This window comes from Algoriphagus marincola DSM 16067, from assembly GCF_000429405.1.
Lineage (GTDB): Bacteria > Bacteroidota > Bacteroidia > Cytophagales > Cyclobacteriaceae > Algoriphagus > Algoriphagus marincola.
This window is the reverse complement of the sequence record NZ_KE386899.1, coordinates 43,653-57,310: the sequence shown is the minus strand read 5'-3', so window position 1 is coordinate 57,310 and position 13,658 is coordinate 43,653. Positions and strand designations below refer to the sequence as shown.

At 42.1% G+C, this 13,658-nt stretch carries 13 protein-coding genes; 4 read left to right on the top strand and 9 right to left on the bottom strand.

All coding sequences use genetic code 11. From position 1 onward, the window contains the following. Positions 1-27: 27 nt before the first annotated feature. The 4 genes from G457_RS0119100 to bshC form a co-directional block, all read right to left on the bottom strand. Complete coding sequence (locus G457_RS0119100; RefSeq protein ID WP_026947883.1) at positions 28-3,243, bottom strand: SusC/RagA family TonB-linked outer membrane protein; 3,216 nt, start codon at positions 3,241-3,243, stop codon at positions 28-30. A 574-nt stretch (positions 3,244-3,817) separates the two neighbouring features. After that, positions 3,818-4,324: a hypothetical protein gene (locus G457_RS0119095; RefSeq protein WP_051260923.1), complete on the bottom strand. Its 507-nt coding sequence runs from the start codon at positions 4,322-4,324 to the stop codon at positions 3,818-3,820. Further along, positions 4,321-4,893: a 5-formyltetrahydrofolate cyclo-ligase gene (locus tag G457_RS21985; protein ID WP_035484365.1), complete on the bottom strand. Its 573-nt coding sequence runs from the start codon at positions 4,891-4,893 to the stop codon at positions 4,321-4,323. The genes G457_RS0119095 and G457_RS21985 overlap by 4 nt, the downstream gene beginning before the upstream one ends. Then, positions 4,890-6,494 carry a bacillithiol biosynthesis cysteine-adding enzyme BshC gene (gene bshC, locus G457_RS0119085; protein ID WP_248602884.1) on the bottom strand — a complete coding sequence of 535 codons (1,605 nt, stop codon included), beginning with the start codon at positions 6,492-6,494 and terminating at the stop codon, positions 4,890-4,892. Before bshC ends, G457_RS21985 begins: the two co-directional genes overlap by 4 nt. 147 nt (positions 6,495-6,641) lie before the next feature. Here bshC and G457_RS0119080 point away from each other — a divergent pair, with 147 nt between their 5' ends. The 3 genes from G457_RS0119080 to mnmD are packed head-to-tail and all read left to right on the top strand — an operon-like array spanning position 6,642 to position 9,051. Next, positions 6,642-7,886 carry a M16 family metallopeptidase gene (locus tag G457_RS0119080; protein ID WP_035484363.1) on the top strand — a complete coding sequence of 415 codons (1,245 nt, stop codon included), beginning with the start codon at positions 6,642-6,644 and terminating at the stop codon, positions 7,884-7,886. Beyond that, on the top strand, positions 7,883-8,365 hold the full coding sequence (gene ispF / locus G457_RS0119075; RefSeq protein ID WP_026947879.1) for a 2-C-methyl-D-erythritol 2,4-cyclodiphosphate synthase: 483 nt from the start codon (positions 7,883-7,885) through the stop codon (positions 8,363-8,365). Before G457_RS0119080 ends, ispF begins: the two co-directional genes overlap by 4 nt. Next, a complete protein-coding gene (mnmD, locus tag G457_RS0119070) occupies positions 8,362-9,051 on the top strand; it encodes a tRNA (5-methylaminomethyl-2-thiouridine)(34)-methyltransferase MnmD (RefSeq protein ID WP_026947878.1) in 690 nt (229 codons plus the stop codon). The genes ispF and mnmD overlap by 4 nt, the downstream gene beginning before the upstream one ends. Before the next feature lie 13 nt (positions 9,052-9,064). Here mnmD and G457_RS0119065 read toward each other — a convergent pair whose 3' ends face one another. Further along, on the bottom strand, positions 9,065-9,763 hold the full coding sequence (locus G457_RS0119065; RefSeq protein ID WP_026947877.1) for an SDR family oxidoreductase: 699 nt from the start codon (positions 9,761-9,763) through the stop codon (positions 9,065-9,067). Positions 9,764-9,896: 133 nt separating this feature from the next. Here G457_RS0119065 and G457_RS0119060 point away from each other — a divergent pair, with 133 nt between their 5' ends. Continuing rightward, positions 9,897-11,186, top strand: coding sequence for an amidohydrolase (locus tag G457_RS0119060; protein WP_026947876.1), 1,290 nt, complete (start codon positions 9,897-9,899; stop codon positions 11,184-11,186). Positions 11,187-11,240: 54 nt separating this feature from the next. Here the strand turns inward: G457_RS0119060 and G457_RS0119055 are convergent, their stop codons facing one another. From G457_RS0119055 to G457_RS0119040, 4 genes are all read right to left on the bottom strand, one after another. Further along, complete coding sequence (locus tag G457_RS0119055) at positions 11,241-11,999, bottom strand: Spy/CpxP family protein refolding chaperone (RefSeq protein WP_026947875.1); 759 nt, start codon at positions 11,997-11,999, stop codon at positions 11,241-11,243. A 122-nt stretch (positions 12,000-12,121) separates the two neighbouring features. Further along, complete coding sequence (locus tag G457_RS0119050; RefSeq protein ID WP_026947874.1) at positions 12,122-12,436, bottom strand: hypothetical protein; 315 nt, start codon at positions 12,434-12,436, stop codon at positions 12,122-12,124. Further along, positions 12,423-12,926 carry an RNA polymerase sigma factor gene (locus G457_RS0119045; RefSeq protein ID WP_248602883.1) on the bottom strand — a complete coding sequence of 168 codons (504 nt, stop codon included), beginning with the start codon at positions 12,924-12,926 and terminating at the stop codon, positions 12,423-12,425. Before G457_RS0119045 ends, G457_RS0119050 begins: the two co-directional genes overlap by 14 nt. 49 nt (positions 12,927-12,975) lie before the next feature. Next, positions 12,976-13,632: an outer membrane beta-barrel protein gene (locus G457_RS0119040; RefSeq protein WP_026947872.1), complete on the bottom strand. Its 657-nt coding sequence runs from the start codon at positions 13,630-13,632 to the stop codon at positions 12,976-12,978. Between the last annotated feature and the right edge of the window lie 26 nt (positions 13,633-13,658).

Genomic DNA, 13,658 nt, shown 5'->3' with positions numbered 1-13,658 from the left:
TCTTTTCATAATTCTACAGTTTTGGGATTAGAATGTAAGCGTTACAGTTCCACCAAATCTTCTGGAGCTAGGACCAGTTACAAAGTCAAAGCCCAAACCATTACCTACACCAGTTCCTAACACGTCCACATCATAGTTCATGTTTGGAGGGAAGTTAAGTGCAAGGAACCAAAGGTTGGTACCGCTCAATGCGATAGATGCTCTCTTGAAAGGAGTCTTAGCCATCAAGTTCATAGGTATATCATATCCCAAGGATACCTCTCTCAAACGAATCATAGATCCATCGAATACGTTTGGTTCATCTGTTGCACCCTGATATCCTGCAAAGAAGTAGTTAGATGCAGTGATTTGGATATCATTTGGAGTTCCATCCTCCTTCACACCTGGCATGATGAAGGTAAGTTCTCTATCTACAACAGGATCTTTCGTCACACCCCTTGCAAGCGTTGCAGTAACTGTGTTAGAGAACACAGCACCCTTATGACGGTATTCCATCATGGCGCTTAAAGTGAAGCCTTTCCAAGAGAATGAGTTGATCCAAGATCCATTCCATGCTGGGTTAGGATCTCCCAAGGTAACAAGGTCAGCAGAAGGCTTGTAAAGACCATTCGCCAAAACAATTGGCTCACCAGTTTGCTCATCTCTTTCGAATCCGATACCCTTGATGACGTTGAAAGGTTCTCCAGGCACTGCAAAGTTACCTAAGGTTGTAAATCCAGCAACTACGATTTGATCCAAACCAGCTCCCAATTCCATTGTAACTGATCTATATAGACCCCAGTTGATGGTAGAGTTCCAAGTAAATCCTGAAGCAGTAGATACAGGAGTTACAGTAGCTTGGAATTCAACGCCTCTTGTACGAATCTTACCAATGTTAATTGCAGTGGAAGTAAATCCAGTTGCAGGATCAATTGGAGATTGAGTGATCAAATCTCTGGTATTCTTCTCATAGAGTGATAAATCAAATGTCAACTTGTTGTTGAACATGACTCCTTCCACTCCAAACTCAATTTCCTCATGAAGTTCAGGCTTCAAGTTAGGGTTACCTAATGTATTTGCAACTGCATGTGTTTGAGATACAGTTCCATCTACATCAAATGCACGAGAAGTTTGAGCTAATACGTTTCTAGTTCTATATGGTCTTGGGAAACCGGCAGAAGTACCATAACCTAAACGTATTTTCAAATCATTCACGGTGCTACTATTCCAATTGAAAGCAGTTCCAGGAATGAATGAAACAGAAGCACCCGGATAAAGAATTCTTCTATTCTCCGGCTCTACAGTAGAGGTCCAGTCATTACGAGCAGAAAGGTTAAGGAACAAATAGCTATCATAATCCAAGGTTACGTTAGCATAAACTCCCATTCTTCTCTCCTCTTGGGTAAAGTTCATATTTCCACCTCCAATAGCATTTCTACTTGCAGAGGTTTCAAAGTTTTGGTGACGGAAAAGACCGAAGGCCAATTGACCTTGGGAAGAGATTCCAGATTGAACATAGCTGTCATAACGACTATTTCCACCTATCAAAGCAGACATACCAAACTTGTCTGAAAACTCTTTAGTCCAAGTCAATACCAAATCTTGATTCCAGATAGTATTTCGAATATTAATTGTAGTATATAAACCTGACTGTACTGCCTGAGAACCACCTAAGTGACCTTTATTATACTTCGACTCTTGAGTTTCTGTATAAGTATCTAAACCGATTCTGTAGGTTAAAGATAGGTTATCATTTAAGTCGTATATCAGAGAGGTTGAATTAAAGAATCTGGAAACATCAGAAGTATTCTGATAGTATTTGACCAGCCATAGCGGATTCAAAATTCCATTATTATTTCTATAATAAGTAGGTCTCTTGGTCACCGGATCTTCGAAAGGAAGACCTCCCAAGTCAATGGAACGTGGCGTAAACAAAACCTCTGCGAAGGCAGAAGGAATACCACCACTAGCACCAGAACCAAAGGCTGCGTTTACAGGTGGGGATTCCAAATCTGTGATAGCATAAGTGAAAGATGACTTAACAGTCAGCTTATCGGATACTGCAGAATTGATACCCAATCCAAAGTTATATTTCTTCAAATTGTTGCCTGGAGTAAATCCATCTTCATCTGTGTAACCGAAACTAGCACTATAACCGGTTCTGTCAGAGCCACCTGCGATTTGAACAGATGAATTAGAAATCAAGCCAGTTCTGAAGAAAACCTCGGAAGGATCAGCATAAGCCTTATACTCATAATCGATTGGAGTACCTCCTACAATTCCATCTACCCAAAATTGAGGGAAAGCTTCTCTTACGTATGCCACACCTGACACCGCATATGGATGCGGAATAACTCTTCCTTCATCCATTCTTGGACCGAAGTTGGAGAAGAATAATCCCGGAGCCTGCTGGAATCCATTACCATAAATCTGACCATAAGTAGGAAGCGAAGCTGCCTCATTGGTAAATACAGATTGATTGATAGTCACTTCAGCAGCCTTTCTTTTAGAGGAACCAGACTTGGTAGTGATCAAAATTACACCATTTCTACCTTGGTCACCGTATAGTACGGTAGCAGAAAGACCCTTCAATACAGAGATATTCTCAATGTTGTTAGGGTCAATATCCAAGAATCGAGAAGAAGTTGTAGTACCACCCGTTGTAAAACCATTTTGGGCGTTGGTGCTTGTGTTGAAAGGAACACCATCTACTACGAACAAAGGCTGGTTAGAACCAGTCGCAGATGAATAACCTCGGATTACCATGTTAGTACCCGAACCAGACATACCATTAGTAGAAGTGATATTCACACCTGGTACTTTTCCTTGCAATACACGTGCTACGTCTTGCTCAGGTCTGTTCTCGAGTTGCTCATTACCTACAGAGGTAACTGCATAACCCAAGGCCTTTTTCTCACGCTCGATACCAATCGCCGTTACTACCACTTCGGATAGTTGCTCGGCATCAGTAGTGAGCGTCACATTAATCACGGTCCGGTTGCCAATGACCTCTTCCTTCGTTTCTAGACCTACGAAGGAGAAAATCAGCACCGTGCCTCCATCTGGGACACTGATGGAATAATTACCATCCAAATCGGTGGTAGTACCCACAGTTGTACCCTTCACGAGGACAGTTGCACCTGGCAAGCCAAGTCCATCTTCGTCGGAAATTACCTGTCCGGTAATTACCCGCTGCTGCGCCGACACCTCATAGCTGAGGGTCATGGTGAAAAGCGCAACAACAAAGAGTAAAGCTTTTCTCATAAGGTATTTAGTTTAGTTGATTTGTAAAGAAAATTCCTTTCTGTGGAATTTCAAAATTTCGAAATTTTGGAAAATATATTAAAAAAGGATATTTTAATATTTAAATATTTATATTTATAGTTTAATCAATTGAAATATCTAATCATTTATTGGTTTTTTATAATTATTGAGAAAAAAAGAAGAATGAACGGTAAAAATTTGGTTTGCACGGCTTAAAAAGATGATTATTTGGATCAAAGCCCGGTATTAAGAAATTTTAACTGTTTCACTCAAATTATTTAACATTCGCAAAACAATATTTGGCCAAAGCAATTTTTTCGAATAATTAAATAAAAATTTACTGCTGAAAATCAGGGAAAAAATTTAATTGATTTTTGTCAATCTGAATTTTTAAGAACTTTTAGACCCCTATTAGCTAAGAATTAAAATAAAATTCTGATTGCTATATTTGAAACAAAAAAAAGATTCAAAAATTTAAAAAAAATCAAATTCTGGGTCTAATTCTTTTGAGAAACATTAGATTTTTTGCTGAATCAACAAAAGTCAGTTTATTTTTTTATCAAAAATCGAAATTTTAAAGAGAATATCTCAGAGTCAAGGCTGCTTCATCTTCCCATAACTTTGTAAAGTCTGTAAAATTATAAGCAGGCTTCCAATATAAGCCTACATAGAAGTTACTTCGGTTAATATTATACTCTAAACCCACTATCGCATCTACCCCAAAGACATTGTAATCTCGATCAATTTTATAAACCCAGGGTGGTTCTCCTTTGCCATCTTTCCAAATCCCATAATGGGCACCCGCTCCTACATACCACTCTAAACCCTCAAACTCTCGAATATCCCAGTGATGCTCGTAAAGTACGGCTGCCACCCAGCCTTTCCATCGATTATAAACCAATAGGTCAACTGCCCCAGTTTCTGAAATAAACTGCTTCACTGTAGCTCCGACATTAGTGCCTCCGGTAACTCCCACCATGGTATTGTAGCTGCCAACTTGCGAAAATGCAGGGCATATCAATACGAAGCTTAAACCAAAAATCAAAAGTGCTTTTTCCATCTCCTCTCTTATAATGATCAAAATGTAAAGATTTTTTCAGGAGTTATGCAAAAATCTAAAGGAATATCATGACTCTCATAAGGCAATGACGGCTCTGGTGCAAAGTAGCTTAAGCCTACTTTTACCGGATCGAAATCAATGTTTGCCAGAAATTTATCATAATACCCTTTCCCAAAACCAATTCGATAGCCTGACCTATCATAAGCCAAGAGGGGAAGAAATATCAAAGAGAATTCCTGAACCTCCACCTCTTGGTAATAATTTGGAAAGGGGATTCCCCAGGTTGATGTTTTAAAAGAAGTATTAGGCTCTAAAAAAATAGTCTCCATATCGAGACTTTCAGAACTGATTTTTGACGAGTAAACATCCCACCCATTCTCCCAAAACCATTCAATCAAAGGAAAGGTATCCACTTCCTTCTGTTTTTGGATTGGTAGAAAAAGATGAACCTTTTTCGGAAAATCCCCGCTCTTCAACCAATCAATCGCTCGAGCTTTAATTTTCTGATCAAGATCCATTTTATCCTGATCGCTCAGTGCAGCTCGCTTCTTTTTATACTTCTCCCTGATATACTCCTTGCCAGGAATCATAATTCAATCACAATCATGGAATAGTCGAGCGGATCAAAGGCTTTGTAAAGCTTCTCCAAAAACTCATCATCAGCTAGATAAAACTGCATCATATTCACCACTCGCTCTTGTGGAGTACCGCCTGGGGCGGCATAATCCAAAATTGCCCTCGCCCGCTCAAGAGAAATATGTTGCCTTCTCTCCTCTGCTTTTCGGAGTTTGCGACTCATTTGATCGAGAATCTTCAGAGAACGCACTTTTGCAGCTTCAAATGATTGCTCTAAGCTCTTCTCAAGACTTTTAGCTTGCTTTCCCTTCTCTTCATAAAGCGCTGCAAGGGTAGTTCGCTCATTTACCAAACTCACATCAATCGATGCGTGCTTGGCCACAAATGATTTCTTCCACTCATCAAAGTCCTGGAATAGGCCCTCCACTTGCCAGTCCAATTGCTCCAGCTTTTTCTCAAAAAGCGGCTCTAGCACCAGTGCAAAATTTCGAGGTAAAAGAACTGGAACCGGAACTTTGAAATGATCAAACACTCCTTTCAATTGCAGCCAATAAACTGTCTCGGAAGGTCCTCCCAAGTAGGCAAGGTTTGGTAAAATAGTCTCCTGATACAGTGGGCGCAGGACTACATTTGGACTAAAACGCTCCGGATGCTCCTCGATGAGTTGCTCGATCTCAGATTTAGAAAATCTTAATTCGGTATTCAGCACCACATATTCATCCCCTTGTTGCTCAATTCTCTCTCTGACCCCTTCATCCAAGTAAAAGAAGTTGATCTCTCGAGGAAAAATCTGCCCGCCATAACCCAAAGATTCCAAAGACTCGGTTTTCAAAACAGCTTCCCTATGAGGCGTATGAGAGAATAAATCATCCCGCATTACCTCCTTGAAAAGCGACTTGAAGCTTACCTCTTGGGCATCTACAATCAACAAGCCCTTTCTCCCAAAAAGCTCATGTACATACTTGCGGACAGCTTCCTTCAGGGTCTTGGAAGAACCATAGGCATCCTTGAACACATCCGCTGCAAAAGGAACAGTCTTGGCAAATTCCTTGAAACTTGCATCTAGCTCAAAATTTCCAACGGCGCCGCTTTGGTTGGTATTCCATTGATATTTTTTCCCATCAAGCTTGAAATAATTGATTTCATCAAAATCATGATCTTCAGTAGCCATCCAGTAAATCGGCACAAAATGGTAATCAGGATATGCTTCCCGGAGTTTTTCGGCCAAGCGAATGGTACTGATGATTTTATATATAAAGTATAGCGGCCCGGTGTATAGGTTCATCTGATGACCTGTGGTCACAGTAAAGGTTTTGGAATCAGCTAGTTTCTGAAGCTGTAATTTTTCCTCTTCAAAAAGTTCGATTTCGGAATACTGTGCAGTCAAGGTATCGCATAAAACCTGACGATGTGTATCAGAGAAATGCTTTTGTTCAATGGCTTTTTGGAAGCTCTCGATTTTAGGCAAATGATTGTAAAAAGGTCTTAGCTCAGCTTTTCCTTCGATGTAGTCAAGAAAAAAATCAGAAAATTGATTCGTCTTTCGCAGGTCAATACAGTGATACTCCATGGATGATGAATGGTGGATTTTCGATAGCAAACTACTGATATTCATTCAAAGTTCGGCTTTTTTATGAAAATCCATGGAGACTTACATAAGCGGAAATCTTTTGGCGATAAATAAATAATCCAAATCAAATCCCCTTTTTGACTGTTGTAATTTGAAACCAAAAAAATTCAAAAAAGCGTAGCTTTGCTTTCCATGAGATTTCGATACGAAAGACATTTTCTCGACAACGGACTGGAAGTAATTATTCATCCGGACCCAAATTCCAAAATAGCTGTTTTTAATCTCCTGTATAAGGTAGGTTCAAAAGATGAAATACCCGGAAAAACCGGCCTGGCGCACTTTTTTGAGCATTTGATGTTTGGTAGCTCGAAAAATGTACCGGTTTTTGACCGGGCACTCGAGCGGGTAGGCGGTAATTGCAATGCTTTTACCAGCCCTGACATCACCAATTATTACATGACACTACCATCCAGCAATTTGGAAACAGCTTTTTGGTTGGAGTCTGATCGGATGTTGCAGCTCACTTTGGTGGAAAAAACCATCGAAACGCAGCGGAAGGTGGTCTTGGAGGAATTCAAGCAGCGCTATCTCAATCAGCCCTACGGTAATACCTGGCATCTGCTCCGTCCTTTGGCCTTCCATTCCCATCCTTACCGTTGGCCCACTATCGGAGAAACCACAGAAGACATCGTCAATTACACAGAAGACGATGTTTGGGATTTTTATAAAACACACTACGCTCCTAATCGAGCCATCTTAGCTGTCGGGGGAGGCGTGAATCCTAAAGAAGTACTGAAGCTGGCAGAAAAATGGTTTGGCTCCATACCAGCCTCGGCTCAAGCACGCCTAGAATCCACGAAAGAAAAAGAGCAAAAAGAGCGACGAGCACTAACTTTCCAAGCAAACGTGCCTACCGATGTGCTCTACAAAACCTATAAAATGCCAGGCAAAGGAGAAGATGGCTACCTAGAAGCGGATCTGATAACCGACTATCTGGGATTTGGAAAGTCATCCCCCATGGAGCAAAAGCTGGTGAAAGGCCGAAAAGAAATTGCCTCAGCCGGAGCTTATATTTTGGGAAGTCAAGATCCCGGTTTATTGGTATTTAGTACCCGGATGGATCCAAGTTCCAGCAGCGAAGTGGGAGAGGCTATATTGGATGAATTTTTAGCTGATTTTCTCAAACAAGGAATAGACGATCATAGTCTTCAAAAGATAAAGAATCAAGGAGAGGCCATGAAAACTTATGAGTCCATTCAACTGATCAATCGAATGATGAATCTTGCCATGTATGCAAATATGGGCCATCCTGATCTCTATTGGGATGAGTTTGATCGCAAGTCATCCATCGGAACAGACCAGGTAATGGATTGGGCAAATCGACTACTCCGACCTGAAAAATCTAGTGTTTTACATTATCAAAAAGAAATATCATGACTCCCTTTCGAATAGGATTTGGATACGATGTACATCAGCTGAAGGCTGATCAGGATTTTTGGTTAGGAGGGATCAAAGTTCCCCATACCAAAGGCGCAGTGGGACATTCTGATGCAGATGTACTCATCCATGTGATCTGCGATGCCCTACTCGGCGCAGCCAATATGCGGGATATTGGTTACCACTTTTCAGACAAAGACCCAAAATTCAAAGGAATTGATAGTAAAATTTTACTAAAAGAAGTGATGGAACTGATCCGAAAGGAAGGATTTGAAATTGGAAATTTGGACACTACCATCTGCCTTCAAAATCCTAAAATCAATCCACACATCCCAGCAATGAAAACTTGTCTGGCAGAAGTCATGGCAGTGGACGAATCGGCAGTTTCCATCAAAGCCACGACCACCGAATGGTTGGGTTTTGTAGGAAGAGAAGAAGGTGTATCGGCCTATTGTGCAGCTTTGATTTATAAAGTATGAGCGAGAAAGTAAAAATCATAACTACCGAAGATGGCTCTCACTCCCTCTATCATGAGGATTTGAAAGAGACCTATCACAGTTTTCATGGGGCCTATCGTGAATCGCTCCATGTTTTTTTACTCTACGGCTTGGACTCCTGGCTAGCCAATAATCCTAACCGGTACCCACTTCGGGTATTTGAAGTGGGTTTTGGTACGGGGTTGAATGCCTGGCTGACGCTAGTCTGGGCAGAACAGTATCAAATACCTGTCCTTTACCATACGATTGAGCCTTTTCCCCTTTCGGAAGAAGTGTATTCCCAATTGAATTTCATTCATCAGAATGATGCCATCTGGCATTACCATAAATACTTTGAGGCTCTGCACAAGGCAGCTTGGAATGAGGGTGGGCCTCTTTCTGAATACTTCAATTTCAAGAAAGATCAAGTATCCTTGGAAGAGGCACAACTCTATCCTTCGGATGTCGTATTTTTTGATGCATTTGCGCCAAGCAAGCAACCGGAGCTTTGGGAAAAGACCATGCTGGAGAAGGTGACCAAGAGCATGCGCCCTGGCGGACTTTTCACGACCTACAGTGCCAAAGGACAGCTGAAACGAGATCTTCGTGATCTAGGATTAGAAGTAGAATCTCCTCCAGGACCTCCGGGTAAAAAAGAAATGACCCGAGCTTGGAAGTCGGGTCAATAAAGAATTCGATTACTTATTTCTTTCCTTTGGGCCGAAGCGGTCTGCACTCCACATCCGCTACAAAGTAATTCGGGTGCGTCTCTAGCGTCTGCACGATGGTCGTAGCCACATCCACCGGACGCATCATATTTTCGTGGGCATTCATTCCGGGTATTTCGTCAAAGAAATTGGTCTGCACTGACCCCGGATAGATGGTAGACACCTTGATACCGAAGTCCCGCAATTCCATATACAAGGAATGGGAGATCCCTCGGACGGCATGCTTGGTGCCTACGTATCCGGCAAATTGATTGACACCGTTCAAGCCGGCAATCGAAGCTACATTGATGATATGGCCTTCGTCGGCTTGTTTCATTGCGGGAATCAAGCGCTTAGTGGTATAGAATATTCCATGGACATTGGTATCAAACATCGCTTTCCAATCCTCAGAAGAAAACGTCTCGGTAGGTCCTGCTATTCCAAACCCGGCATTATTAATCAAAATTCGGATATCCTGACCCAGCTTTTCAACGGTAGTGCGGAAAGCAGCATCCACTGAGGGCTCTTGAGCCACATCGCATTTGAAAAAATGAAAATTCTCATGATCTAGTTCGGGCTCGTTTCTGCCCCAGCCCGAGACGATTACTCCTTTTTCCAGTAAAATCTTAACGACTTCCAGTCCAATTCCTTTACTGACTCCTGTGACTACTGCGACTTTATTTTTAATATCCATGATTCAATTTGTTTAGATAAGAGTAAAACAGATTTTGGGCTTTTGGTTCGATGAAAAGGGAATTTTTCATAGTGCTAAACAAAATTGCTTTGAAATAAATAACTTGCTCTCAAACCATCAACCAAATTTTATAATGAATAAATTAACCATTGTTCTGTTTTTGATTAGCGGAATGGCATTTTCCCAGTCCAAACTCAGATCTGATATAGACCAAAGAGCAGCTGAAATCGAAGATAAGGTCATCGAATGGAGGCGGGATATTCACCAAAATCCAGAATTAGGAAACCAGGAATTTAGAACTGCTAAGAAAGTTGCAGATCACCTCCGTAGTCTTGGTATCGAGGTCACAGAAGAAGTAGCAGTGACCGGCGTAGTCGGAGTCCTTCGAGGAGGAAAACCAGGTCCAACGGTGGCGCTTCGGGCGGACATGGATGCACTACCCGTGACTGAGCGGGTAGACTTACCTTTCAAATCCACCGTGACTGCTACCTACAATGGTCAGGAAACTGGCGTCATGCATGCCTGTGGCCATGACACCCACGTGGCTATCCTGATGGGCGTAGCAGAAATCCTAGCAGGGATGAAAGATGACCTTGCAGGAAATGTCAAATTCCTTTTCCAACCCGCTGAGGAAGGAATAAACGAACCCGGGGTTGACTCTTGGGGAGCAAAGCAAATGGTCGAAGAAGGAGTCATGGAGGACGTGGATGCCGTATTTGGCTTGCACATCGGATCACAAATGGAAGTGGGAAAAATCGGCTATCGATCCGGTCCTGCCCTAGCAGGTGTAGATGAGTTGGAAATCACCGTGCACGGTACCCAAGCGCATGGTGCTTCCCCTTGGTCAGGCGTGGATCCGATTGTTACCTCTGCCCAAATCATCAATGGATTCCAGACCATTATCGCTCGGAATGTGAATATCACTGAGGCTCCGGCTATCGTGACAGTAGGTGCAATCCACGGAGGCATCAGACATAATATCATCCCCGAAAAAGTCGATATGATCGGAACCATCCGGACTTTTGGAGATGAGCAGCAGGCATTGGTTCACAAACGAATCACTGAAATAGCCACTCATATCGCTGAAAGTGCCGGGGCGAAAGCAGATGTAAGAATCAAAAAAATGTATCCCTCAACAATTAATGATCCTGAGCTAACAGAGTTGATGGGTCCAACCATTTTGGCAGCTGCAGGTGATGGCAATGTACTTACCAATCCGCTGATCACCGGAGCTGAGGATTTCAGCTTTTATCAGCGAGAGAAACCTGGTCTATTTATCTCTTTGGGAGGTATGAAAAAAGGTGGCGACCCAACCAAAACTCCCTCACATCATACTCCCGATTTCTATATCGATGAAAGTGGCTTTATACTCGGCCTAAGAGTGATGAGCTATTTCGTAGTAGACTATATGGGAATGAATTAAACCAAAAAAGGAGACTCTAAATCAGTCTCCTTTTTCATTTTAAACCATAATCAATTACTTAATTTTTGCCTTTGCACCTTTCTTCAAAGTGATGATGATTACGCCATTTTTTCCTTTCTCACCATACAATGAGGTAGCACCTTTATCTTTCAGCACATTGATACTTTCAATATCATTGGGATTGATATCTAGTTGCTCCATGGATGATTTCTCTATGGTTCCATCATCAGATTTGATTACGAATAGCGGCTGATCCCCATTACTACTTCCCGCAACTACTATATCTACCTTTGATGATGGGCTAGTGGTAGAAAAAGTAGAAGCGGAAGGATAACCAATCACTACCTTTTGGCCGGAACGAAGACTTGAGACTCCAAGTGTACTTGAAGCACTTCCCGAGCCAGAACTTCTGAATCCATAGAGTCTAGTAGTTTCACTCAATTTCTCGATTTGTTCTTCATTCAATTCATTTTTGATGGCGACCAAGGTACTAAGTTGCTTTCTCTTCAATTGCGCCTCATACTTTAGAATCATATCCAGTACTGTTAGCACCTTTGTTTGATCTATTGGCCTTTGCTCAAGGAGCTTTTCAAGCTCAGCATTAGTAGCATCCAAGTCCCATTTGAGCGTAGAGAATTCCCCGGCATTATCAGCATGGATTTTTTTGATTTTAGTGGCTTGAGCATCTGTCAGGTTGATCTTTTCCCTGGCTTCCATGATTTGGTCAGCTGAGTACAAGTTCTTTTTGAAAATGTCCTGAGCCATCGTCAGGGACGAAAGCAGGAAAAGGGCGGTTACAAATAAAGGTTTCATCTGTTTATAATTTGATTTTTAGTGGTCAGATGGAATGCCCTACCCCGATGTATCGGGGCATTTCCCTGTGTGAGAAGCAATTCTCATGGGCATTTCATAGGTTTATAAATAGTTGGTTTAGCTTAGAATTCGGTAAGTAAAGAGGAAGTACTGGACTCCCAGACATCGATGTAGGCTTTTTCTTCTATTATGAACTCCTGCTCATCGTTTTCATTTTCTTGAAGGGAAATGATAATCACCTCAGAAGGTGCTTCTGCGACCGGCTCCTGCCGTGTCAAGAGAAATCCGCCTAGCAGGACTGTGGCCGCGATTCCAATAGGAATCCACCAATTGAAGCTTCGTACCTTCGTCTCCGGAAATTCGGGAATTGGGATATTTTGATCCTGCTTTTTCATGTCTGAGAAAAAGTTTTCTATCAGTTGATCATTTTCCATCATATTCCAAGTTTTGAGATTTTACGATTAATTCTTTCAGCCTCTTTTTTCCGCGATCGTAATGTGTGCGCGCGGAGCCTAGGCTTATTTGAAGGACATCGGCACTTTCTGCGATTGTCAATTGGTGGTAAAAGACCATCAACATGACTTCACGCTGCATGGGTGAAAGCTGCATAAGTAGTTTCTGGTAATCCAGCTCCTCTTCATTTTCAGTCGGCTCATCCTCCAAATCATAATTTTCTTGTAATGCCACCCAATTTCCTTTCTTTCGGAGTTCGTCGATAGCTGTGAAGCGAATCACCGAAAATAACCAGGGTTTTACTTTTTCGACCTGTTGGAGGCGTGCCTTACCCTCCAAAATCTTCAAATAACAAATCTGCAAGACATCCTTAGCTAGCTCATCCTCAAAGCCACAGCATTGACGGGCCCAGAGATAGGCTTCCCGATGATGGTTTTTGAGTATATTTTCTAGCTCGCTGTGGTTCATCTTCATCTTGTAATCGTAGACTTTACGAAAAATATGACAGCGGGCGACAGATTTCTTAAGGATTTTCTCTGACTCGGAAGAGATATGCCAAGGAAAGCTCCAAATTGGTGGAATTCATATCAAAAATTCGATCCTGCCCCTCCGGATTAGTGAAGTCATAGGCAAATCGGAATTCCACCGCAAGGGTGCTTTTCCCAAAAAGCTTAGAAATTCCAGCGCCTGCATTTAAGCCATACATAAAACGATTGGGTCGATCTTCCGGCCCGCCATAGGTAGGGATCTCAGGAGTCGCAGCACTGGTGAATTCCCGCTGCACATCTCTTGCATTAACTAGAAAACCCAAGTGAGGCCCGACTTTTATTTGAAACCTACCTGATCTACCCGCATAAAAAGAGGCAAAAAAAGGCACTTTCAGGTAGTCAAATTCTGTCCGATTTTCAGGAAGGGTCACGGCATTTTCATTGATCTGTCGAAAGCCCAAAGTGATCCATTGCAGGTTCATTTCTATCCCGGCATTCTTAGAGGTGAAATGCTCCACGACAAGCGCAAAAGTAGGTCTGACAACACTCTCGGTGCTTTGTGATCGAAAATTGGCTGCCGGCTGATAGGAGTAGGACGAAGAGGTGTATCCAGCCCGAAAACCCACACTAGTCTGAGGGAAGGCCTCAAAAGCCAAGAAAAGCATCAAAAAAGCCAAGAGTATTTTTTTCATGTACTATAATTCGTTTTTCCAAGGCC

What these genes read in the sequence shown, in the direction of transcription:
- G457_RS0119100 (WP_026947883.1), bottom strand. Translation starts at nt 3,243, where the DNA reads ATGAGAAAAGCTTTACTCTTTGTTGTTGCGCTTTTCACCATGACCCTC.
- G457_RS21985 (WP_035484365.1), bottom strand. Translation starts at nt 4,893, where the DNA reads ATGATTCCTGGCAAGGAGTATATCAGGGAGAAGTATAAAAAGAAGCGA.
- bshC (WP_248602884.1), bottom strand. Translation starts at nt 6,494, where the DNA reads ATGAATATCAGTAGTTTGCTATCGAAAATCCACCATTCATCATCCATG.
- G457_RS0119080 (WP_035484363.1), top strand. Translation starts at nt 6,642, where the DNA reads ATGAGATTTCGATACGAAAGACATTTTCTCGACAACGGACTGGAAGTA.
- ispF (WP_026947879.1), top strand. Translation starts at nt 7,883, where the DNA reads ATGACTCCCTTTCGAATAGGATTTGGATACGATGTACATCAGCTGAAG.
- mnmD (WP_026947878.1), top strand. Translation starts at nt 8,362, where the DNA reads ATGAGCGAGAAAGTAAAAATCATAACTACCGAAGATGGCTCTCACTCC.
- G457_RS0119065 (WP_026947877.1), bottom strand. Translation starts at nt 9,763, where the DNA reads ATGGATATTAAAAATAAAGTCGCAGTAGTCACAGGAGTCAGTAAAGGA.
- G457_RS0119060 (WP_026947876.1), top strand. Translation starts at nt 9,897, where the DNA reads ATGAATAAATTAACCATTGTTCTGTTTTTGATTAGCGGAATGGCATTT.
- G457_RS0119055 (WP_026947875.1), bottom strand. Translation starts at nt 11,999, where the DNA reads ATGAAACCTTTATTTGTAACCGCCCTTTTCCTGCTTTCGTCCCTGACG.
- G457_RS0119050 (WP_026947874.1), bottom strand. Translation starts at nt 12,436, where the DNA reads ATGATGGAAAATGATCAACTGATAGAAAACTTTTTCTCAGACATGAAA.
- G457_RS0119045 (WP_248602883.1), bottom strand. Translation starts at nt 12,926, where the DNA reads ATGAAGATGAACCACAGCGAGCTAGAAAATATACTCAAAAACCATCAT.
- G457_RS0119040 (WP_026947872.1), bottom strand. Translation starts at nt 13,632, where the DNA reads ATGAAAAAAATACTCTTGGCTTTTTTGATGCTTTTCTTGGCTTTTGAG.